The following is a 20,858-nucleotide window of genomic DNA, read 5'->3' as shown; positions in this document are numbered from 1 at the left end:
GGCCATGGCCGAAGACAACGACGATTCCTCCAAAACGGAAGACCCTTCCGCCAAACGCCTGCGTGACGCCGAACAGAAGGGTGACGTGCTGCGCAGCATGGAGGTCGGCCATTGGTTCGGTCTGGCCGCCGGCCTCGCCGCCATTCTCCTGGTCGTCCGTGTCACCGGCCCCGGTGTCGGCGCCAGGCTCGGCGGCTTCATCGAACACGGCTGGGCGGTGCCGATCGACGGCAAGGCCGGCGTCGGCCTGATGATGGAGGTGGGGCGCGACCTTCTCGCCCTCCTCGGCCTGCCCATGCTGCTCATGGCGGTCGCCGCGGTGGCCGGCCACGCGGTCCAGCACAAGATCGCCTTCACGGCCGAAAAGCTGAAGCCGGATCTGTCCAAACTCTCGCTGATCAAGGGTCTGGGGCGGATCTTCTCGCGCCAGGGCCTGGTCGAATTCCTCAAGGGTATCGCCAAGATCGCCCTGGTCGGGGCGGGGGCGACGATCGCCGTGATGCCCGAGATCTCGCCCCTGATCGAATCGCCCAATCGGGACCTGGTCGATCTTTCTGGTTTCATCCTGAAGGCGGTGGTCCGGCTGTTCGGCGGTGCGCTGATCGTGCTCACCGTGATTGCCGGGGCCGACTATATGTTCCAGCGCTTCGAGCGCCTGCGTCGCCTGCGTATGACCAAGCAGGAGGTCAAGGACGAGCACAAGGAGACCGAGGGCGATCCCCAGATCAAGGGCCGCCAGCGCCAGATGGCACGCAGCCGGATGCGCCGGCGCATGATGGCGGCGGTGCCCACGGCCGATGTCGTCATCACCAACCCGACCCATTTCGCCGTCGCCCTGAAATATGACGCGGAAACGATGGGGGCGCCTCTGGTGGTGGCCAAGGGGGTGGATGCGGTGGCGGCCCGGATCCGCGCCGTGGCGGAAGAGGCGGACGTGCCCCTGGTGGCCAATCCGCCGCTCGCCCGCGCCCTCTACGCTACGGTCGAAATCGACGAGGAAGTGCCGCCCGAACATTACAAGGCGGTGGCAGAAGTGATCGGATTCGTCCTGCGACGCCGCGGCGGGCTTCCAAAGCGTGCGCCGACGCCGTAAGCATTGGTGATGGACGGTCCGGACGTCGATAAGTTGATTGGCAAGCGGCGGGAACCACGTTCGCTGGCGCCGGCGTTGCGCGCCCTGATGGCCGGCTTGGGCGGCGCCCTGATCGGCGCCGGTATCGCCGAATCCGATCCTCTGCTCGGGCTCGCGGGGGTGATCGCAGTGGCGATCCCGATGGCCGCAATCACCGTGCGCAACCGCCTGGCGGAACGCCGCCGGCGCCAATCCATCGGCGCCCTGATCGAGGAGATCGGGCCGGCCATGGAACTGTCGCCCGTGCCGCGCGCGGTGAGCGGGCCGGGCGGTATCGTGCTGCAACACAATCTGCCCTGGCGCCGTCTCGGCCTGCCGACGGAGACCGTGCCCGATGCCTGGGTGATGACGGTCGAGGGCGGCCATTCACGGCAGTTCACCCTGGCGTCCAACGGCCGCCAGATCGAGGTTTCCGGCCGCGCCCTCGGCGCCATTCCGAATTATCATCTGCTCACGGTGCGCGACGTGGCGGCACCGCCCCGGGTCGATCCCGGCATTTTCGAACATGCCGACCTCGGCTGGTTCGAGATGGACCAGGACGGCGGCATCACCGCCCTCAACGCGACCCTGGCCGGCTGGCTCGGCCGCTCGATCGAGGACAGTTCGGGCGGCAGCCTGTCGATCTTCGAGATTTTCCGCCCCTCGGAACACGCCGAGGCGGGCGAAGATCGTTTCCACGCCGAACTCGTGCCCGAAGGCGAGCCGATTTTCCCGGTCGAGGTGGTAATCCAGAGCGACGGACGGGGCGGCATGCCGCGCGGCGGCCTGGTCATCGATCTCCGCGAGATCGTGCGCTCGGTCGAGGCCCTGGCCGAGTCGGCGGAACGCTTCGGTCGCTTCATCGACGATGCGCCGGTCGGCATCGCGGCCCTCGGCCCGAGCGGCCTGGTCGAAGAAGCCAATCCGGTCTTCGCTGAACTGGCGACCGGCAAGGCCGATCCGGAATTCGTGCTCGGCATCGACCTGCACGGCCTGGTCGACTGGCCGGCCGACGACGCCAAGGCGAGCGCCGATTTCCAGCAGGTCCTGGCCGGCGTCGAAGGGGCCAGCGCCGAACTCCGCTTCAAGGCGACACCGGCCCTGACCATGAGGCTCTTCGCGACGAGGGCGAGCCGGATGCAGGGCGCCCAGGAGCAGCTGACGCGCATCGTCTACATGCTCGACGTCTCGGCCCAGAAGGCGCTCGAAGAGCAATTCGTGCAGTCCCAGAAGATGCAGGCGGTGGGCCAGCTCGCCGGCGGCATCGCCCATGATTTCAACAATCTGCTGACCGCGATCATCGGCTTCTGCGACCTCCTGTTGACCCGCCACGGGCCGGAGGACGAGTCCTTCCCCGACATCATGCAGGTCAAGCAGAACGCCAATCGTGCCGCCAACCTGGTGCGCCAGCTGCTCGCCTTCTCCAGGCGCCAGACCCTGCGCCCCAAGGTGATCGACATCCGGGACGCGCTGAACGACCTCTCCACCCTGCTGCGCCGCCTGATCGGCGCCAACATCAAGCTCGACCTCGACCATGCGCAGGACCTCGGGCCGGTCCGCGTCGACCCCAGCCAGTTCGACCAGGTGATCATCAACCTGGTGGTCAACGCGCGCGACGCCATGAGCGAGGGCGGCCGCATCCTGATCCGCACCTTCAACGTCGCCCGGCGCGAGCTGCGCCGTTACGCCGCCCTTCAGCTGGCGCCGGGCGACTATGTGATGATCGAGGTTTCCGACACCGGACACGGCATCCCGCGCGACGTGCTGCCCAAGATCTTCGAGCCCTTCTTCACCACGAAGGAAGTGGGGGCGGGCACCGGCCTCGGCCTTTCCACCGTCTATGGCATCGTCAAGCAGACCGGCGGCTCGATCGAGGTGCAGAGCGAGGTGGGCAAGGGCACGCTGTTCCGGATCGCCCTGCCGCGCCATGTCGCCGGGGCGGAGGCGGCCGAGTCGGCGGCCGAGCCGGCCGACCGGCCGGAGTCGTCGGCGCCGGCCAATGGCACCATCCTGATCGTCGAGGACGAGGATGCGGTGCGCAATTTCGCCGTCCGCGCCCTGCGCCGCCAGGGCTATGACGTGCTGGAAGCGCCGACCGGCGAGGAAGCGCTCGAAGTGATCGAGCAGCAGGGCGCGCGAATCGATCTCCTGATCTCGGACGTGGTGATGCCCTCGCTCGACGGGCCGTCGCTCGCCCGCCTGGCGCGGGAGAGGCTGCCCGATCTCAAGGTCATTATGATCTCCGGCTATGCCGAGGAACAATTCCGCAAGAGCCTCGACCCCGGCCTGAATTTCACTTTCCTGGCCAAGCCCTTCACCCTGAAGCAACTGGGTGCCCTGGTGCGTGACGTGCTCGACCGGGCCTGATCGCCCGGCTGACGCGCACGGCAGGGGAAAGAGAACAAAAGGTGATTGCACGGGGGAACAAATCGGATACATTGATCCGCAGTTGAATCCCGTGCAGGGCTTTGAAATAAGGAGGGACCCCCTCATGTCGTCGCCATCCTTGCGGCTCGTCGGATCGGAAGTCATGGACAAGCAGAAGGCCCTCGAGGCCGCCCTCGGACAGATCGAACGCGCCTTCGGCAAGGGCTCGGTGATGAAGCTCGGCGCCCGCGAGAGCGTGGTGGAAGCCGAGGCGGTCTCGACCGGCTCGCTCGGGCTCGACATCGCCCTCGGCATCGGCGGCCTGCCCCGCGGCCGTATCGTCGAGATCTATGGGCCTGAATCCTCGGGCAAGACCACGCTGGCGCTCCAGGTGGTGGCGAATTCGCAGCGCAAGGGCGGCATCTGCGCCTTCGTCGACGCCGAACATGCGCTCGATCCGATCTATGCCCGCAAGCTCGGCGTCGATGTCGACGAGCTGCTGATCTCCCAGCCCGACACCGGCGAACAGGCGCTCGAAATCGCCGATACGCTGGTCCGCTCCGGCGCGGTCGAGGTCCTGGTGATCGACTCGGTGGCGGCGCTCACGCCGCGCGCCGAACTCGAAGGCGAGATGGGCGATTCCCATGTCGGCCTGCAGGCCCGTCTGATGTCCCAGGCCCTGCGCAAGCTCACCGGCTCGATCTCCAAGTCGAACTGCATGGTGATCTTCATCAACCAGATCCGCCAGAAGATCGGCGTGATGTTCGGCAGCCCGGAAACCACCACCGGCGGCAACGCCCTCAAGTTCTACGCCTCCGTCCGCCTCGACATCCGCCGCATCGGCGCGATCAAGGACAAGGAAGAGACGGTGGGCAACCAGACCAAGGTGAAGGTGGTCAAGAACAAGCTGGCCCCGCCCTTCCGGGAAGCCCTGTTCGACATCATGTATGGCGCCGGCATCTCCAAGACCGGCGAATTGATCGACCTCGGCATCAAGGCCGGCATCGTCGACAAGTCGGGCTCCTGGTTCTCCTATGACAGCCAGCGGATCGGCCAGGGCCGAGAGAACGCCAAGGGCTTCCTCGAAAGCCACCCGGAACTCGCCGACGAAATCGAACGGAAGATCCGCGCCAACGCCGGCATCGTCTCCGCCGCCATGACCGGCTCGCCCGAGCCGGACGCCGAAGGCAGCGCCGAAGACGCCTGAGCGCCTCGGGGCCGGCCCGGGGCGAAACCACGCGCCCCGGACGGCTTTGCGAGAGGGCCGTGGACTCCGAGCGGGGCAAGGCGCTAATAAACGGAGCTACAGGGCTTTCTTTCGGTTCAGGGGATCATGAAGAGCATCAACGAGATCCGTTCCACCTTCATCGACTATTTCGTGAAGGCCGGTCATCGCCATGTCGCTTCGAGCCCCCTGGTGCCGGCGAACGATCCCACGCTGATGTTCACCAATGCCGGCATGGTCCAGTTCAAGGACATCTTCACCGGCAAGGAGAAGCGCGACTATGTGCGCGCCGCGACCTCGCAGAAATGCGTGCGCGCCGGCGGCAAGCACAACGACCTCGACAATGTCGGCTATACCGCGCGCCATCACACCTTCTTCGAGATGCTGGGGAATTTCTCCTTCGGCGACTATTTCAAGGAAACCGCGATCGAGCTCGCCTGGGGCCTGGTGACGCAGGGCTTCGGTCTCGATAAGGACAAGCTCTGGGTCACGGTCTACCACGAGGACGACGAGGCCTTCACCTTCTGGAAGAAGATCGCCGGCCTGCCGGACGAGCGGATCGTGCGCATCGCCACCTCGGACAATTTCTGGGCCATGGGCGATACCGGCCCCTGCGGTCCCTGTTCCGAGATCTTCTACGATCACGGCCCCTCGGTCGCCGGCGGCCCGCCCGGCAGCCCGGACGCCGACGGCGACCGCTATATCGAGATCTGGAACCTCGTCTTCATGCAGTACGAGCAGTCGGCCGACGGCTCGCGCGTGCTGCTGCCCAAGCCCTCGATCGACACCGGCATGGGGCTCGAACGGGTCGCCGCCGTGCTCCAGGGCGTGCACAACAATTACGAGACCGATCTCTTCAAGGCGCTGATCACGGCCTCGGCCGATGCCACCAGGACCGATCCGCACGGCCCCTTCCAGGCCAGCCACCGGGTCATCGCGGACCACCTGCGGTCCTCGTCCTTCCTGATCGCCGACGGCGTCATGCCCTCGAACGAGGGCCGCGGCAACGTGCTGCGCCGGATCATGCGGCGTGCCATGCGCCATGCCCAGCTGATCGGCGCCAAGGAACCGCTGATGTATCGCCTGGTGCCCGCCCTGATCAACCAGATGGGTGGCACCTACCCCGAGCTGATCCGCGCCGAAGCCCTGATCACCGAGACCCTGAAACTCGAAGAGACCCGCTTCAAGCAGACCCTCGAACGCGGTCTCAAGCTGCTCGACGACGAGGTGGCGCAGCTCGAGCCCGGCCAGGCGCTGGCGGGCGACGTCGCCTTCAAGCTCTATGATACCTACGGCTTCCCGCTCGACCTGACCCAGGATGCGCTCCGGGCCAAGAATATCGCGGTCGACACCGCCGGCTTCGATGCCGCCATGGCGCATCAGAAGGCCGAGGCGCGCAAGGCCTGGGCCGGCTCGGGCGAGGCGGCGACCGATCTCGTCTGGTACGAACTGAAGGAAGAGGCGGGCGCCACCGAATTCCTCGGCTACGACACGGATACGGCGGAAGCCCGGATCGTCGGCCTGATCGTCGACGGCAAGCGGGTCGAGAGCGCTGCGCCTGGCACCGCGGTCTCGATCGTGGTGAACCAGACCCCGTTCTACGGCGAATCCGGCGGCCAGATGGGCGACACCGGCACGATCCGCGGCCCGGGCTGGAGCGTCGCGGTCTCCGACACGGCGAAGAAGCTCGGCCTCCACATCCACCAGGGCGTGGTCGAGGGCGGCACGGCCAAGCTCGGCGACGTGGTCAATCTGGCGATCGACCATGGCCGGCGTTCGCGGCTCCGCGCCAACCATTCCGCCACCCACCTGCTGCACCGCGCTTTGCGTGACGTGCTCGGCCTCCATGTGACGCAGAAGGGCTCGATGGTCGCCGAAGAGCGGCTGCGTTTCGACATCAGCCATCCCAAGGCCCTGTCGGACGAGGAGATCGATGCGGTCGAGAAGGAAGTGAACGAGGCGATCCGCGGCAATGGTTCGGTGGTCACGCGCCTGATGACGCCGGACGAGGCGGTCAAGGCCGGCGCGCTCGCCCTCTTCGGCGAGAAATATGGTGACGAGGTGCGTGTCGTCACGATGGGCGGCACCGACATCGACCACGCCTTCTCGACCGAACTCTGCGGCGGCACCCATGTCTTCCGCACGGGCGACATCGCGGTCTTCAAGATCGTCTCGGAAAGTGCCGTGTCGGCCGGCATCCGCCGGATCGAGGCGCTGACCGGGGCGGCCGCACTGAAATACATGCGCGACGAAGAAGCGCTGCTGAAGCGCGCGGCGGCGGCGCTGAAGGCTTCGCCCGTCGACCTGCCGGAACGGGTGGCGTCGCTCCTCGAGGAACGCAAGCGGCTCGAGCGCGAATTGGCCGACGCGAAGAAGCAGCTCGCTACCGGCGGCGGCTCTGGCGGCGGCCTGGCGCCGACCTCGATCGGCGGCGTGCCCGTGGTGGCGAAGCGCCTCGACGGGGTCAATCCGAAGGACCTGCGCGGCCTCGTGGACGAGACCAAGAAGCAGCTCGGCTCCGGCATCGTCGCCTTCGTCGCGGTCAACGACGGCAAGGCGGCTCTGGTGGTCGGCGTGACCGAAGACCTGACGGCCAAGCACAGCGCGGTCGATCTGATCCGCGTCGGCGTCGAAGCGGTGGGCGGCAAGGGCGGCGGCGGAAGGCCCGATCTGGCCCAGGCCGGCGGCCCCGACGGCGACAAGGCGGACGCGGCCCTCGACGCCATCAAAGGGGCGATCGCGGCCTGAGGATTTTCCTCGACTTGCAACATGGCTCGGCTATGGTCCCGGAAATGTGAACCGACGCCCCAGCGACAAGGAACAGGGTTATGAAGGTCTCCGAGCTGATCGCCGAACTGTCGAAGATCGACGGCGATACCGAACTTCGGCTCGCCATGCCGTTCGACGAAGACGAAGTCGACGTCTATGACATCGGCGCCATCGACGTCATCGAGGATGACCAGGGCGACGCTGCCGTCCTGCTGATCGCCGAACTCGAATATGAGGACGAGGGCTTCGAGGAAGAGGCCGACAACGACGACTGATCAGGGACGACTGATCCAGTCGCCGACCCGATTGAAGCGCCCCGCCGTCACCGGCGGGGCGTCTCGCTTTCCGGGGGGCGGCGCCTTCCATCCTCACCACCCGAATACGTCATGGCCGGGCGAAGTCCCGGCCATCTACGTCGTCAGGCAGCCTCCCCCGTCGACGACCGCGGCACGCCCCGGCGTGGATGCCCGGGACGAGCCCGGACATGACGATCGAGAGTGGTGCCCAGGCGTCGTGAAGCAAGCCGCCGGGCAGCCGCAGGACCATGCCCGATCATGAGGGCATTCAGTTCTCCCGCCGACCCTGGCGGACGTAGAGCAGGGTGCCGTCGACCAGCCATTGGTCGCGGCCGATCGCTGCGAGGTCGACGCTGCCGTCCGGACGGCTCGGCGCGAGGCCTAGGAAGAGGTAGCGGGCACCGCGCGCGTCGCGCACTTCCTCATAGATGGTGCGGCCATGGAAATGGCCCAGGACCTCGCCCTGGCGGCGGGCCACATCGAGGTCGAAAAAGGCCCGCGGTTCGACCACCTGAAGCGGCAGGGAGCCCGGCATGATCTGTCTCCGGTCGTTGTTGACGGCCGGACTCTGGCCCCGGCGGGCCTAAAGGCTCGCTGGGAAGCGTGTTTGCGCGGTTTGCCGATCTCAAAGGATCGGCAGGTCACGCCGGGGAAGCGAAGATCGCGCCGAAGGCCTTCACGGCCGCGGCCGGGCCTTCCGGGTGCTGCCAGATTCCGGCGGAGACGGCCAGGAAATCGGCCCCGGCTTGGACCAGGGGGCGGCAATTCTCGACCGTGATGCCGCCGATCGCGACCTGGGGCACGGTCATCATCTCGGCCCACCAGGCGACCAGCTCGATCGGTGCCCGGGTCTTGGCGTCCTTGGTCGAGGTCGGGAAGAAGGCGCCGAAGGCGACGTAATCGGCCCCGGCTTCGCCCGCTTCCATGGCGAGGTGGCGGCTGGCGTGGCAGGTCACGCCGACGATGGCGTCGGGGCCGACGATCTGGCGGGCCTTGGCGTAGGGCGTGTCTTCCTGGCCGACATGGACGCCGTCGGCGCCCAACGCCTGGGCCAGGTCCGGGCGGTCGTTCAGGATGAAGGCGGCGCCCGCCTGTTGCACGATCGGCATCACCACGTCGGCGGTGCGCAGGATATGGTCGTCCGTCACGCCTTTGAGGCGGAGCTGGACGCAGGCGACGTCACCGGCACCGAGCGCCGCCTTCAAGGATTCGGCGAAGGGGCCGATCTCGAAGGCGGGCGGCGTGATCAGATAGAGGCGGCAGGGCCGACGCGGGTCGTCCTGCGGTTCGCGTCCTGCCGCCAAAGCCTTACTCCTGGCCCTTGTAGATGCGGACCAGCTTGTCGAGCATGGCCAGCGCATCCTCGCGCGAGCGCTGGAAGGTGTTGCGGCCGATGATCGAGCCGTTGCCGCCGCCGTCGCGGATGGCGCGGGCGTCGTCATAGACCGAATCCTCGGATTTGGCGGCGCCGCCCGAGAAGACCACCAGGCGGCGGCCGTTGAAGCAGGCGCTGGTGACATGGCGCACGCGGTCGGCCAGGGTCGCGACCGGCACCGGGTGCTTGTCGTAGACCTTCTTGGCCTCGCCCTGCTCGATGAAGTCGCTCGGCAGCTTCACCTTGATGATATGGGCGCCGACCAGGGCCGCCATATGGGCGGCATAGGCGCCGACGTCCAGCGCCAGTTCGCCTTCCTTGGTGAGGTTGCCGCCGCGCGGATAGGACCACACGACGACGGCGAGGCCATGCGCCTTGGCCTCGGCCGCCAGTTCGCGCAGCTCTTCCATCTGGTCGAACATCTTGTCCGAACCCGGATACATGGTGAAGCCGATCGCGGAGCAGCCGAGGCGGATGGCGTCCTTCACGGTCGCGGTCACGGCCTGGTCCGGGGCTTCCTTGGCGCGCGAGAGCGAGTTCGAGGAATTGACCTTGAGGATGGTCGGGATCTGGCCGGCGAAGCTGTCGGCGCCGGCTTCCAGCATGCCGAGCACCGAGGCATAGGCCGAAAGGCCGGCGTCCACCGCGATCTGGAAGTGGTAATGCGGGTCATAGGCCGCGGGGTTCGGGGCGAAGCTGCGCGCGGGACCATGCTCGAAGCCCTGGTCGACGGGCAGGATGATCATCTTGCCGGTGCCGCCCAGGCGGCCGGCGCCCAGAATGCGGGCGAGGTTGGTCTTGGTGCCCGGGTTGTCGCTCTCGTACCACGAGAGGATCTCTTTCACCTTCTTGGTGATCTTCGGCATTTGGGTCCTCGAAATCGCAAGTCTCGGATGTATGGAAGCGCTTCTAGCAAGGTGGAATGGGAATTTCCATGCCGTCGCGTCGGAAAGGGAAGCGGCCGGCGGGATTTTCGTTCCCGCCGGCCGCCAGGATTACTGCGCCAGAGCCTCGACGCCCGGAAGGGCCTTGCCTTCCATCCATTCGAGGAAGGCGCCGCCGGCGGTCGAGACGAAGGAAAAACCCTCCGCCGCGCCGGCATGGTTGAGAGCCGCCACCGTGTCGCCGCCGCCAGCAACCGAGAGGAGCTGGCCGGCGCGGGTGAGGCGGGAGACCTTGCGCGCCGTCGCGGTCGTCGCGATGTCGAAGGGCTCCAGCTCGAAGGCGCCGAAAGGACCGTTCCAGACCACGGTCTTGGCCTTCTCGAAGATCTCCGAGACCTGGGCGACCGACTGGGTGCCGACGTCCAGGATCATGGCGTCGTCCGGCACCGCGTCGACCGAGACGGTCTCGCAGGGCGCATAGGCCTTGAACTCGCGGGCGACCACGGCATCGACCGGCAGCACCACTTCGGTCCCCGCCGCCTTGGCCTTGGCCAGGATGGCGCGGGCGGTATCGGCCATGTCACGTTCGGCCAGGCTCTTGCCGATCGCCTTGCCCTGCGCGAACAGGAAGGTGTTGGCCATGCCGCCGCCGATCACCAGATAGTCGACCTTGCCGACCAGGTTGCCGAGCACTTCGAGCTTGGACGGGGCCTTTGCGCCGCCGACCACGGCGACCACCGGATGTTCGGGCGCGCCGAGCGCCGATTCCAGTGCGTCCAGTTCCTTCTTCATCCAGAGGCCGGCCGCATGGGGCAGCAGGGCGGCCAGGCCGGCCGTCGAGGCATGGGCCCGGTGGGCGCAGGAGAAGGCGTCGTTCACGTAGAATTCGCCGAGTTCGGCGAGCTGCCTGGTGAATTCCGGATCGTTCTTCTCTTCGCCCGCGTGGAAGCGGGTGTTCTCCAGCACCAGGACGGCGCCGGGGGCCATGGCGTCGACCGCGGCCTTGGCCACCGGGCCGACGCAATCGGCGGCGAAGGCGACGGGCAGGCCGATGATCACCGGCAGCGCATCGGCGACCGGGCGCAGGCTCTGCGAGGCGTCCCAGCCCTTGGGCCGGCCGAAGTGCGAGAGCACGATGACCTTGGCGCCCTTCGCGGCCAGTGCCTTGATGGTGGTGGCATTGGCCTGCAGGCGGGTCAGGTCGGTCACCACGCCGTCCTTCATCGGGGCGTTGAGATCGACCCGGAGCAGGACCCGGCGACCCTTGAGGTCGCCGAGGTCGTCGATGCCGAGGAAGCGCCGGCCCGCCGAAGCGGCGGTCACGTCACGCTGGGCGGTCTGGGCGCTCATCCGGGTCTCCTCAGATCAACTTGGCCATGGCGACGGCAGTATCGCTCATGCGGTTGGAGAAGCCCCATTCGTTGTCGTACCAGCTCAGGATACGGACGAGGGTACCGTCCATCACCTTGGTCTGGTCGAGGGCGAAGGTGCTCGACGCCGGATCATGGTTGAAGTCGATCGAGACGTTCGGCTGGGTCGTATAGGCCAGCACGCCCTTGAGCGGGCCGTCCGCCGCGGCCTTCACTGCCGCGTTCACTTCCTCGACCGTGGTGGCGCGCTTGGCCACGAACTTCAGGTCGACGACCGAGACGTTCGGGGTCGGCACGCGGACCGAGACGCCGTCCAGCTTGCCCTTCAGTTCCGGCAGCACGAGGCCGACGGCCTTGGCCGCACCGGTCGAGGTCGGGATCATGGAAAGGGCGGCGGCGCGGGCGCGATACAGATCCTTGTGCATCTGATCGAGCGACGGCTGGTCGTTGGTGTAGCTGTGGATCGTGGTCATGAAGCCCTTGTCGATGCCGACGGCGTCGTTCAGGACCTTGGCCACGGGGGCGAGGCAGTTGGTGGTGCAGGAGGCGTTGGAAACGACCAGGTGCTCCGCCTTCAGGGCGCCGTGGTTGACGCCGTAGACGACCGTGAGGTCGGCGCCGTCGGCAGGCGCCGAGACCAGGACGCGCTTGGCGCCCGCGGTCAGATGGGCGGCGGCCTTGTCCTTCGAGGTGAAGATGCCGGTGCATTCCATGGCGATGTCGACGCCGAGGTCCTTGTGCGGCAGTTCCGCCGGGTTGCGGACGGCGGTCACCTTGATCTTCTTGCCGTTGACGACGATGAACTCGCCCTCGACCACGACTTCACCCGGGAAGCGGCCATGCACCGAGTCGAAGCGCAACAGATGCGCATTGGTCTCGACCGGGCCGAGGTCGTTGATCGCGACGACTTCGACGTCAGTGCGGCCGGATTCGGCGATCGCCCGCAGAATATTGCGGCCGATACGCCCGAAACCGTTGATCGCTACCCGAACTGCCATTCAATCCTCCTGTCAGCCGATTTTGCCGATGGCGGCCTTGGCCGCGTCGGCGACCGCTTCCGCGGTGATACCGAAATGCTTGTAGAGGTCGGGCGCCGGTGCCGAGGCGCCGAACCCGTCCATGCCGACGAAATAAGTCGGCACCCCCAGGATCGGTTCCCAACCCATGGCGATGCCGGCTTCTACGCCGACGCAGGGGGCGTTGCCTACCACGACTTCCTGATAGGCTTGGTCCTGCGCCGCGAAGAGCTCCATGCAGGGAACCGAGACGACCCGGGCGCGGATCCCTTCCTGTGCCAAGATGTCGCGCGCCTTGACCGCCAGTTCGACCTCGGAGCCGGTGGCGAAGAGGCTGACCTGGGCCAGACCGCCTGCGGCGGGCAGCAGCTCGTAGGCGCCCTTGGCGGTCAGATTCACGTCGGTATGGGTGGTGCGGAGCGTCGGCAGGTTCTGGCGCGACAAGGCGAGCAGCGAGGGGGCACGCTGCGAGCCGACGGCGATGGCCCAGGCTTCCGCGGTCTCGACCGTGTCGCAGGGGCGGAACACGTTGAGGCCGGGGATGGCGCGGAGCGCCGCCAGATGTTCGACCGGCTGGTGGGTCGGGCCGTCTTCGCCGAGGCCGATCGAATCGTGGGTCATCACGAAGATCGAACGGATGCCCATCAGGGCGGCGAGGCGGATCGAGGGCCGGCAATAGTCGGCGAAGGCGAGGAAGGTGCCGCCATAGGGGATGACGCCGCCGTGCAACGCCATGCCGTTCATGGCCGCCGCCATGCCGTGCTCGCGGATGCCCCAATAGACGTAGCGGCCTTCGTAGGAGCCGGGGGCGAAAGTGCCGAGGCCCTTGGTCAGCGTATTGTTGGAGCCGGTCAGGTCGGCCGAGCCGCCGATCGTGGTCGGCACCAGCTTGTTCACGACCTCGAGCGCCATTTCCGACGACTTGCGGGTGGCGACCGACGGCTTGGTTTCGGAAATCTTGGCCTTGAAGGCGTTGATCTCGGCCAGCAGGGCGGCCGGAATATAGCCCGAGAAGGCATTCTCGAATTCTTCCTGCACTTCCTTGGGCGCCGCCAGGAAGCGGTCGCCCCAGGCCTTGCCCTCGGAAGCGCGGGCCTTGGCGGCGTCGCGCCAGGCGGTCAGGATCGCGTCCGGAATCTCGAACGGGCCATAGGGCCAGCCCAGCGCCTTGCGGGCGCCCTCGATCTCGGCGGCGCCGAGCGGGCTGCCGTGGGCGGAAGACTTGCCGGCCTTGGTCGGCGCGCCGAAGCCGATCGTGGTGCGGCAGGCGATCAGGGTCGGCTTGTCGGTGGAGAGCTTGGCCCGCGCGATTGCGGCCGAGACCGCGGCGGCATCCTGGCCGTCCACCGCATCGACCGCCCAGCCGGCGGCCTGGAAGCGCAGCGGCACATTCTCCGAGGTGGAGAGGTCGGTGGCGCCGTCGATGGTGATCTTGTTGTCGTCCCACAGCACGATCAGCTTGTTCAGCTTCAAGTGCCCGGCGAGCGAGATGGCTTCCTGCGAGATGCCTTCCATCAGGCAGCCGTCGCCGGCGATGACATAGGTGAAATGGTTCATCAGCGCATCGCCGAAGCGGGCGCGCAGATGGGCTTCCGCCATGGCGAAGCCGACGGCGTTGGCGATGCCCTGGCCGAGCGGGCCGGTCGTGGTCTCGATTCCCGCGGCATGGCCGTATTCCGGATGGCCGGCTGTACGGGCGCCGAGCTGGCGGAATTTCTTGATCTCGTCGAGATCGATATCGGGATAGCCGGTCAGATAGAGCAGGGCATAGAGCAGCATCGAGCCGTGGCCGGCCGAGAGCACGAAACGGTCGCGGTCGGGCCAGGCCGGGTTCTTCGGATCGTAGCGCAGATGGTCGGTGAAGAGGGCGGTCGCCGCGTCGGCCATGCCCATGGGCATGCCGGGATGGCCGGATTTCGCCGCCTCGACCGCATCCATGGCCAGTGCCCGGATGGCGTTGGCGAGATCCCGCCGGCTCGGCGCCGACGTCGACGGGGTGGAAATCGTCTCGTTCATGGGGAATCTCGCCCTTGTAACCGGGGAAAAACGGACAAATCCGTCAAAGACGTCCGGTGTTGCCGAATGCGGGCGTTGCATTACAGACGCAGGGAAGTCTGTCAACTGCCATGGCCGCGCAGGACCTCGTCCGCGCACGCATTCCGGTGGCGCCGATTGACCCTGAGGCGTGGCAGGCACATCCTATAGGATGATTCGTGCGGCAGGGGTCGCACATATAGATTTGAGGCTGCCCATGGATCGATTGGTCGCTGCCGAAGCCAGGCTGCTCGCCGCGCTTGACCAACTGGAGGCTCTGGCCGCACCGGCGGCCGATGCCGTGGATCCGGAAGTCCACGCCACGCTGGTCGCGGAATACGACCGGCTGACCGGCGATGTCGAGCAACTGGCCCAGGCGCTCGAGGAAGCCCGGGCCGACAACCGCCGGCTCGATGAGCGGCTGGGCGAACTGGCGGCCGAGAATGCGGCCCTGCGCGAGGCGCCGGCCGCCACCGAATCCCCGGCCCCGGTCGACGTCGACCTGGAGCACCGCCTGGCCGATGCCGAGGCCTTCGCCGAAGAGGCACTGAACGAGCTCGAAGCCGCAAGGGCAGAGATCGATCGCCTGAAGGCGGCGCTGACCGCCGCGGAACAGCAGGGCGCCCAGCGCCAGGCCGAATTGTTCCGTCTCGAAGCTGCGACCGACACGGCGGCCAAGCGGCTCGACCAGACCGTCGCCCGTCTCGACCGCGCGATCGCCGAGTGAGGATTTCGATGCGCCAGATCACGGTGACCATCAACGGCCGCGACTATCTCGTCGGCTGCCAGCCCGGCGACGAGGCGAAGGTCGGCGACCTCGCCGACTATCTCCAGTCGAAGGTGGCGTCGCTGAACCTGCCGGCCGGGGCCCAGGTGGCCGAGGCCCAGGTGCTGCTGCTTGCCGCCCTGCTGACCGCCGACGATCTCTCCGACCGGCTGAGCGAGATCGAAGCCCTCCACGCCGAGGTGGAGCAATTGCGCCACGAAGTCTCGCGCCTGCATCACGACGCGAGTTCGCGGATCACCAGCTTCGAGGCACGCGCCGCCCAGGGGCTCGAAAAGGCGGCCGCCCGGGTGGAGCAGCTCGTCGCCCGTTTCGAGCCGGCCTGAGTCTCATTTCAGGGTTTCGAGGTAGGCGACGATGTCGGCCCGGTCTGCCGCCGAGCCGACCCTGAAGCCCATCCGGCTGCCCGGCACCAGGGCGGCCGGATCGGTCAGCCAGCGGTCCAGCAGTTCGGGCGTCCAGGTCAGGCCGGACGCCTTCAGGGCCGGGGAATAGGCAAAGCCCGGCACGCTGCCGGCGACGCGGCCGACCACGCCGCGGTGGTGCGGGCCGACCCGGTCGGCATCCGGCGAATGGCAGGCGCCGCAGCGCGACTCGTAGAGCGTCTTGCCGCGTTCGGCGTCGGCGGCGGCAGCGACGGCGGGGACGAGCGCGGCGACGAGGGCGAGGAACCGCCTTTTCATGGCGATGGGGCGCCGGCCGGAACCGGCACCCCGTCTCCCGTCAGGCGCCGAAGCTCAGCGCCTTGGCCGGCAGCGCGCCGCCCGCGGCACCGGTCAGGGCGGTCCAATGCATGGTCTCGTCGGCGGCGAGGCGGCCGGCGATCTGCGCCAGGCCCTTGTCCTGGAAGGACGGGATCACGCCCAGATAGGCGTTGGCGGCACCGAGTTCCAGCTTGATCGCGAGGCCGACCACGCCGGCCTGGTCCTTCAGCGCACCGGCGTTCAGCGCCTTGGCGTAATCCGCCTGGGCCTTGGCCTCGACCGGGGTGCCGCCCAGCTTCTTGATGGTGGCGGCGAGGGCGTCGCGGTGTTCCTTGTGGTGGGACTGGAAGGCGACCGCGACCTTCAGCACGTCGGGCTTCAGCAGCTTGGATTCGGCGCCGATCTGATAGGCGGCGATGGCCTCGTGCTCGAGGCCGAGGGCGACATTGAGGATATCGGCGTCGCCGGCGCTGGCGTCGAGGGCGAAGGCGCGGCGCTCGGCCCCGCCCAGCAGGGCGACGGCGGCGGCGCTCAGGGTCGCCGTGCGGATCAGGCCGCGGCGGCTGAAGTTCGGGCGGCTCTCGGGCTGGATTTCGATCGACATGGTGAAGTCTCCGTCAGGTCTCGTGGGCGATGCCTTCGCATCGCGTGCCTGATACGGGGGTGATCACACCCTTGGATCGGTCGGAAAACGGGGCGGCGGGGCGCCGATCCCGCCGGCTGGCAATCGCGGCTCAGCGGCCGAGGGCGCGCTGAACCAGGCCGAGAGGGCCGGCCAGGCGGATCGGCGCAGCGCTGACGGCATAGACCACACAGGTCTCGCCCCGGTCGGCCACCGGCTTGTGCATCACCGAGGGATCGGTGATCTGTACGTCGCCGGGGCCGAAGCTGCCCGAGGCATCGCTGTAGCCGCCGGCCAGCACCAGCGTATATTCGGCCCCGCCATGGGAATGGCGCGGCACCGCCTTGCCGCCATCGACGGAGATCATCTGGGCCAGGCTGCGGGCGGCCTTGGGCAGGTCGAGGTCGAGCAGGCGGACTCCCGGCATCACCCGCCGCCAGTTGCGCCGGGCCAGTGTACGCTCGAAGGCCCGGCGCAGGCCCTGCGCCATCGCGGGCAGGGCTGCCGGCACGGCCGCCGCCATCGGGGCTGGCACAGGGACTGTTCTGGGGGCGGCCTCGCCGTCGATGCGCGCCATCAGCCGGGCGAAGGCGCCGTCCGCGACCGGAGCCGGCTCGATCGTCCCGAGCAGGGCGCCGCCCACGTCGGTGCAGGCGGCCACCTCGGCGCGGCAGGCCGGACACAGGGCGAGATGCCCCTCCACCAGCAGCGCCATGGCCGGCGCCAGGGCGCCGACGGCATGGTCGAGCAGCAGCTCGAACGGCAGGTGGTGGGAAGGCGTCACTGGAACGACTCCATGGCACGGCGCAAGCGGTTGAAGGCCAATCGTAGTCTGGACTTTACCGTACCCAGGGGCAGATTGCGTACCTCGGCAATCTCGGTATGTGACTTTCCGTCATAAAATGCGAGATGCAGGAGTTCGGCCTGTTCGGCGGGCAGTTCGGCGATCGCCGCGCGCAGCACGCGGTCGCGCCGGCTCTCGTCGACGACGCGATCGGCGGGGGCCGGGGCTTCCGGCTGCAGGCTCGGCTCGTCGGGATCGAGATCGGGGCGGCGGTCGCGGCGAATCAGGTCGATGCGGCGGTTCCGCGCGATGGTGAAGGTCCAGGTGGTGACCGAAGATTGCCGCCGGTCGAAGCTGGCGGCCTTGCGCCAGACCGTCAGCATGACTTCCTGGACCAGTTCCTCGGCGGTCGCGGAATCGGCGCCCAGGCGCATCATGAAGGCCTTCAGGCGGGGCGCCAAAAAGGCGAAAAGCTCAGCAAATGCAGCCCTGTCGCCGTTCCGGGCCACCGCCTCGACCAGATCGGCCAAGGCTTCGCGGTCACTTGTGGCTGCGGGGTCCACGCTGTCCTTCCACCGGCGAAATTCCGCCCTGTCGCGACTGCGAACAGGCCGGGGTAGAAATGCCGGGCGTGCCCGGCTATCTTGGCGCCCTCCGCTCAGTATCGTGAACAGGCGCCATGAAACGCTTCCTATTCGCCGCGTTCGGCATGTTTCTGTCAATGGTTGTGGGTGCGGGCTTCGCCCTTCCCGCACAGGCCGAGGAGTCGCCGCTGATCGGCAGCTTCGGCGACTGGCAGGCGTTCAAGACCAAGCAGGGCGGCAAGGACGTCTGCCTGGTCTCGACCAAGCCGAGCAAGTCCGATCCCGCCAGCGCCAAGCGGGGTGACATCTTCCTGATGGTCTCCCACTTCCAGGAGGGCAATATCCGCAATCAGGTCCAGGTCCTGATCGGCTATCCCTTCAAGGCCGGCTCGACTGCGACCCTCTCGGTCGGCAAGAAGAAGTTCGATCTCTTCACCGACGGCGAAAATGCCTTCGCCCGCAAGACCGAGACCGACAACGACATCGTCGCCGCCATGCGGAAGGGCGCCACCGTGGTGGTCGCCGGCGAATCGCAGCGCGGCACCAAGACGACCGACACTTTCTCCCTCAAGGGCATCTCGGCGGCGCTCGACGCCATCGGCAAGGCCTGCAAGTTCTGAGACATGAGCGATAACGCGACCGATACCCCCATCCTTCCGACCGACGGTTCGAAGCTCAACCTGATCGGGCTCGACCGCGAGGGGCTCGGCCGCGTGCTCGACGAGATCGGCCAGGGCGGCAAGCCCCGGCGGATGCGCATCCAGCAACTCTGGCACTGGATCTACAACCGCGGCGCCACCTCGATCGAGGACATGTCGTCGCTGTCCAAGGACCTGCGCGCCGAACTGGTCAAGGTGGCGACGGTCGCCCGGCCCGAGATCACCCGCGCCCTGCAATCGGTCGACGGCACCCGCAAGTGGCTGATCAAATGGCCGGACGGGCAGGAGGTCGAGACCGTCTTCATCCCGGACGACGACCGCGGCACGCTCTGCGTTTCTTCGCAGGTCGGCTGCACCCTGACCTGCCGCTTCTGCCACACGGGGACGCAGACCCTGGTGCGCAACCTCGGCCCGGCCGAGATCGTCGCCCAGGTGATGATCGCGCGTGATGCGCTGGGCGAATGGCCGTCGTCGCCCGATGGCCGCCTGCTCTCCAACATCGTCATGATGGGCATGGGCGAGCCGCTCTATAATTTCGACAATGTCGCGGCCGGGCTTCGCATCGTCATGGACAACGAGGGGATCTCGCTCTCCAAGCGGCGGATCACGCTCTCCACGGCGGGCGTGGTGCCCATGATGAAGCGCGCGGGCGAGGAGCTGGGCGTGCAGCTCGCCGTCTCGCTCCACGCCGTCACGGACGAGATCCGCGACAAGATCGTGCCCTTGAACAAGAAATATCCGATCGCCGAGCTGATGCAGGCCTGCCGCGACTATCCCGGCCTGAACAATGCCCGGCGCATCACCTTCGAATACGTCATGCTGAAAGGCGTGAACGACAGCCCGGCCGATGCCCGCGCCCTGGTCCGCCTGATCAAGGGCATTCCGGCCAAGGTCAACCTGATCCCCTTCAACCCCTGGCCGGGCGCCCCCTTCGAGCGCTCGACGCCGGAGGCGATCAAGACCTTCTCCCAGATCGTCTTCGACGCCGGCTACGCCAGCCCCGTCCGCACGCCCCGCGGCGAGGACATCATGGCCGCCTGCGGCCAGCTCAAGTCGGACTCGATCCGCCAGCGCAAGGCCGACCTCCTCCGCCAACAGGTCGACGCCGCCTTCGCCGCCAAGGACGCCAGCCTGCCGGCGGCGTGATCAGGTCCGCGCGAAGACGCGGAGACGATGGCCGTCCGGGTCCAGCGCAACGAAAGTGGTCCCGAAATTCATCGCCGTCGGCGTCTGGGCGATGGCGAGGCCCCTGGCCTTCCAGTCGGCATGGGTGGCGGCCACTGCATCGGCATCGGCCACGCTGAAGGCGATCTCGCCCGAACCCGGCGTGCCGGCAGCGAGCGGTTCCACCGTATCCCGCGCCCACAGCCCCAGCATGACACCCTCGCGGAGCGGCAGCATGGCGAAGCCCGGATGATCCTCGACCAGGGGCCGGCCCAGGAGTTTCGAATAGAAGGCACCGGATGCCTGGGCATCGGCGACGTAGAGAAGGACGAAGCTGAACTCGCTCATGTCGGGTCTCCGTGTTGGTGACGGACGGACCCTAGCGCCCCCTACTGTCAGTTTCCGGCAGCAGTGTCACTGTTCGGGAAAGCCATGCCGGTCGCGCCATTCCTTCAGCAGGACCGCCTTCCGCCGGGGATAGCGCTGGTCGACGAGCTCGGCTGTTTCGATCCGGTCGAGGCGGAAATGGCGGAAGTCCCGGCGTTCCTCGCACCAGGCGGCCAGCATGCGCACCTGTTCGAAGAAGCCCAGGGCGAAGGGCCAGACCCGCCGGGTCGAGTGACCGCCGCCGGCATCGACATAGGCGATGTCGAGCTTCCGTTCGAGGCGGATCGCCCGGCGCAGCAAGGCGAGCTCAGGCCCGCCGGCGATCAGGGGCGGGCTCGGCCCGATCAGCAGGTTGGCGCTCTCGAGATCGTCACGCAGGTCGTCGGGCAATACCGCACCGATCTTGGCCAGGGCGCTCCGCGCCGCCGCGGCCAGGGGGCCGTCGGTCCGCTTGGCGACCCAGCGCGAGCCGAGTACCAGGGCCTCGATCTCCTCGTCCGAGAACATCAGGGGCGGCAGCAGGAAGCCGGGCCGAAGCACGTAACCCAGTCCCGCCTCGCCGTCGATCGGAGCCCCCTGGGCTTTCAGGGTGGCGATGTCGCGGTAGAGCGTGCGCAGCGAAACCCCGATGGCTTCTGCCAGCACGCTGCCCTGGACGGGGCGGCGATGGCGGCGCAATTCCTGGATCAAGTCGAGCAGGCGTTGGGCGCGCGACACGGCCGT

At 67.7% G+C, this 20,858-nt stretch carries 21 protein-coding genes; 9 read left to right on the top strand and 12 right to left on the bottom strand.

The window, feature by feature from the left end:
- Positions 1–4: 4 nt before the first annotated feature.
- The 5 genes from flhB (at position 5) to WC493_RS00895 (ending at position 7,747) form a co-directional block, all read left to right on the top strand.
- Positions 5–1,093 carry a flagellar biosynthesis protein FlhB gene (gene flhB, locus WC493_RS00915; protein WP_373061551.1) on the top strand — a complete coding sequence of 363 codons (1,089 nt, stop codon included), beginning with the start codon at positions 5–7 and terminating at the stop codon, positions 1,091–1,093.
- Positions 1,094–1,102: 9 nt separating this feature from the next.
- Positions 1,103–3,478: an ATP-binding protein gene (locus WC493_RS00910; RefSeq protein ID WP_373061549.1), complete on the top strand. Its 2,376-nt coding sequence runs from the start codon at positions 1,103–1,105 to the stop codon at positions 3,476–3,478.
- A 124-nt stretch (positions 3,479–3,602) separates the two neighbouring features.
- On the top strand, positions 3,603–4,685 hold the full coding sequence (gene recA / locus WC493_RS00905; protein ID WP_373061547.1) for a recombinase RecA: 1,083 nt from the start codon (positions 3,603–3,605) through the stop codon (positions 4,683–4,685).
- A 126-nt stretch (positions 4,686–4,811) separates the two neighbouring features.
- Positions 4,812–7,451 carry an alanine--tRNA ligase gene (gene alaS / locus WC493_RS00900; RefSeq protein WP_373061545.1) on the top strand — a complete coding sequence of 880 codons (2,640 nt, stop codon included), beginning with the start codon at positions 4,812–4,814 and terminating at the stop codon, positions 7,449–7,451.
- Between the two features lie 80 nt (positions 7,452–7,531).
- A complete protein-coding gene (locus WC493_RS00895) occupies positions 7,532–7,747 on the top strand; it encodes a hypothetical protein (RefSeq protein ID WP_373061543.1) in 216 nt (71 codons plus the stop codon).
- Between the two features lie 289 nt (positions 7,748–8,036).
- Here the strand turns inward: WC493_RS00895 and WC493_RS00890 are convergent, their stop codons facing one another.
- The 6 genes from WC493_RS00890 to tkt form a co-directional block, all read right to left on the bottom strand.
- A complete protein-coding gene (locus tag WC493_RS00890; RefSeq protein ID WP_373061541.1) occupies positions 8,037–8,303 on the bottom strand; it encodes a hypothetical protein in 267 nt (88 codons plus the stop codon).
- A 106-nt stretch (positions 8,304–8,409) separates the two neighbouring features.
- Entirely contained in the window at positions 8,410–9,072 is a 663-nt protein-coding gene (gene thiE, locus WC493_RS00885) for a thiamine phosphate synthase (protein WP_373061539.1), read from the bottom strand.
- Positions 9,073–9,076: 4 nt separating this feature from the next.
- Positions 9,077–10,009, bottom strand: a complete 933-nt coding sequence (locus WC493_RS00880; protein ID WP_373061537.1) for a class I fructose-bisphosphate aldolase — start codon at positions 10,007–10,009, stop codon at positions 9,077–9,079.
- A 129-nt stretch (positions 10,010–10,138) separates the two neighbouring features.
- Positions 10,139–11,377, bottom strand: coding sequence for a phosphoglycerate kinase (gene pgk / locus WC493_RS00875; RefSeq protein WP_373061535.1), 1,239 nt, complete (start codon positions 11,375–11,377; stop codon positions 10,139–10,141).
- A gap of 10 nt (positions 11,378–11,387) precedes the next feature.
- Positions 11,388–12,395 (bottom strand): type I glyceraldehyde-3-phosphate dehydrogenase, encoded by a 1,008-nt coding sequence (gap, locus tag WC493_RS00870; RefSeq protein WP_373061533.1) that lies wholly within the window; start codon positions 12,393–12,395, stop codon positions 11,388–11,390.
- Between the two features lie 12 nt (positions 12,396–12,407).
- Positions 12,408–14,429, bottom strand: a complete 2,022-nt coding sequence (gene tkt / locus WC493_RS00865; RefSeq protein ID WP_373061531.1) for a transketolase — start codon at positions 14,427–14,429, stop codon at positions 12,408–12,410.
- Between the two features lie 235 nt (positions 14,430–14,664).
- Between tkt and WC493_RS00860 the strand changes: the two genes are divergently transcribed.
- Positions 14,665–15,174, top strand: coding sequence for a hypothetical protein (locus tag WC493_RS00860; protein ID WP_373061529.1), 510 nt, complete (start codon positions 14,665–14,667; stop codon positions 15,172–15,174).
- 8 nt (positions 15,175–15,182) lie between these two features.
- Positions 15,183–15,557 (top strand): cell division protein ZapA, encoded by a 375-nt coding sequence (locus WC493_RS00855; RefSeq protein ID WP_373061527.1) that lies wholly within the window; start codon positions 15,183–15,185, stop codon positions 15,555–15,557.
- 3 nt (positions 15,558–15,560) lie between these two features.
- Here WC493_RS00855 and WC493_RS00850 read toward each other — a convergent pair whose 3' ends face one another.
- The 4 genes from WC493_RS00850 to WC493_RS00835 all read right to left on the bottom strand — a co-directional run bounded on the left by WC493_RS00850 (position 15,561) and on the right by WC493_RS00835 (position 17,904).
- Positions 15,561–15,914, bottom strand: coding sequence for a cytochrome c family protein (locus tag WC493_RS00850; protein WP_373061525.1), 354 nt, complete (start codon positions 15,912–15,914; stop codon positions 15,561–15,563).
- A 40-nt stretch (positions 15,915–15,954) separates the two neighbouring features.
- Complete coding sequence (locus tag WC493_RS00845) at positions 15,955–16,539, bottom strand: ferritin-like domain-containing protein (protein ID WP_373061523.1); 585 nt, start codon at positions 16,537–16,539, stop codon at positions 15,955–15,957.
- 130 nt (positions 16,540–16,669) lie between these two features.
- Positions 16,670–17,341 carry a ChrR family anti-sigma-E factor gene (locus WC493_RS00840; protein WP_373061521.1) on the bottom strand — a complete coding sequence of 224 codons (672 nt, stop codon included), beginning with the start codon at positions 17,339–17,341 and terminating at the stop codon, positions 16,670–16,672.
- Positions 17,338–17,904: a sigma-70 family RNA polymerase sigma factor gene (locus WC493_RS00835; protein ID WP_373061519.1), complete on the bottom strand. Its 567-nt coding sequence runs from the start codon at positions 17,902–17,904 to the stop codon at positions 17,338–17,340. Before WC493_RS00835 ends, WC493_RS00840 begins: the two co-directional genes overlap by 4 nt.
- Before the next feature lie 158 nt (positions 17,905–18,062).
- On the opposite strand from WC493_RS00835, the gene WC493_RS00830 reads away from it, so the two are divergent.
- Both WC493_RS00830 and rlmN read left to right on the top strand, forming a co-directional pair.
- Entirely contained in the window at positions 18,063–18,545 is a 483-nt protein-coding gene (locus WC493_RS00830) for an invasion associated locus B family protein (protein WP_373061517.1), read from the top strand.
- Between the two features lie 3 nt (positions 18,546–18,548).
- A complete protein-coding gene (gene rlmN / locus WC493_RS00825; RefSeq protein ID WP_373061515.1) occupies positions 18,549–19,730 on the top strand; it encodes a 23S rRNA (adenine(2503)-C(2))-methyltransferase RlmN in 1,182 nt (393 codons plus the stop codon).
- Here rlmN and WC493_RS00820 read toward each other — a convergent pair whose 3' ends face one another.
- Complete coding sequence (locus WC493_RS00820; RefSeq protein WP_373061513.1) at positions 19,731–20,096, bottom strand: VOC family protein; 366 nt, start codon at positions 20,094–20,096, stop codon at positions 19,731–19,733.
- A gap of 66 nt (positions 20,097–20,162) precedes the next feature.
- Positions 20,163–20,852, bottom strand: a complete 690-nt coding sequence (locus WC493_RS00815; RefSeq protein ID WP_373061511.1) for a helix-turn-helix transcriptional regulator — start codon at positions 20,850–20,852, stop codon at positions 20,163–20,165.
- Between the last annotated feature and the right edge of the window lie 6 nt (positions 20,853–20,858).

The organism is Zavarzinia sp. (assembly GCF_041650655.1).
GTDB lineage: Bacteria > Pseudomonadota > Alphaproteobacteria > Zavarziniales > Zavarziniaceae > Zavarzinia.
The sequence above is the reverse complement of the archived record's forward strand: the minus strand, read 5'-3'. Positions and strand labels throughout refer to the sequence as shown.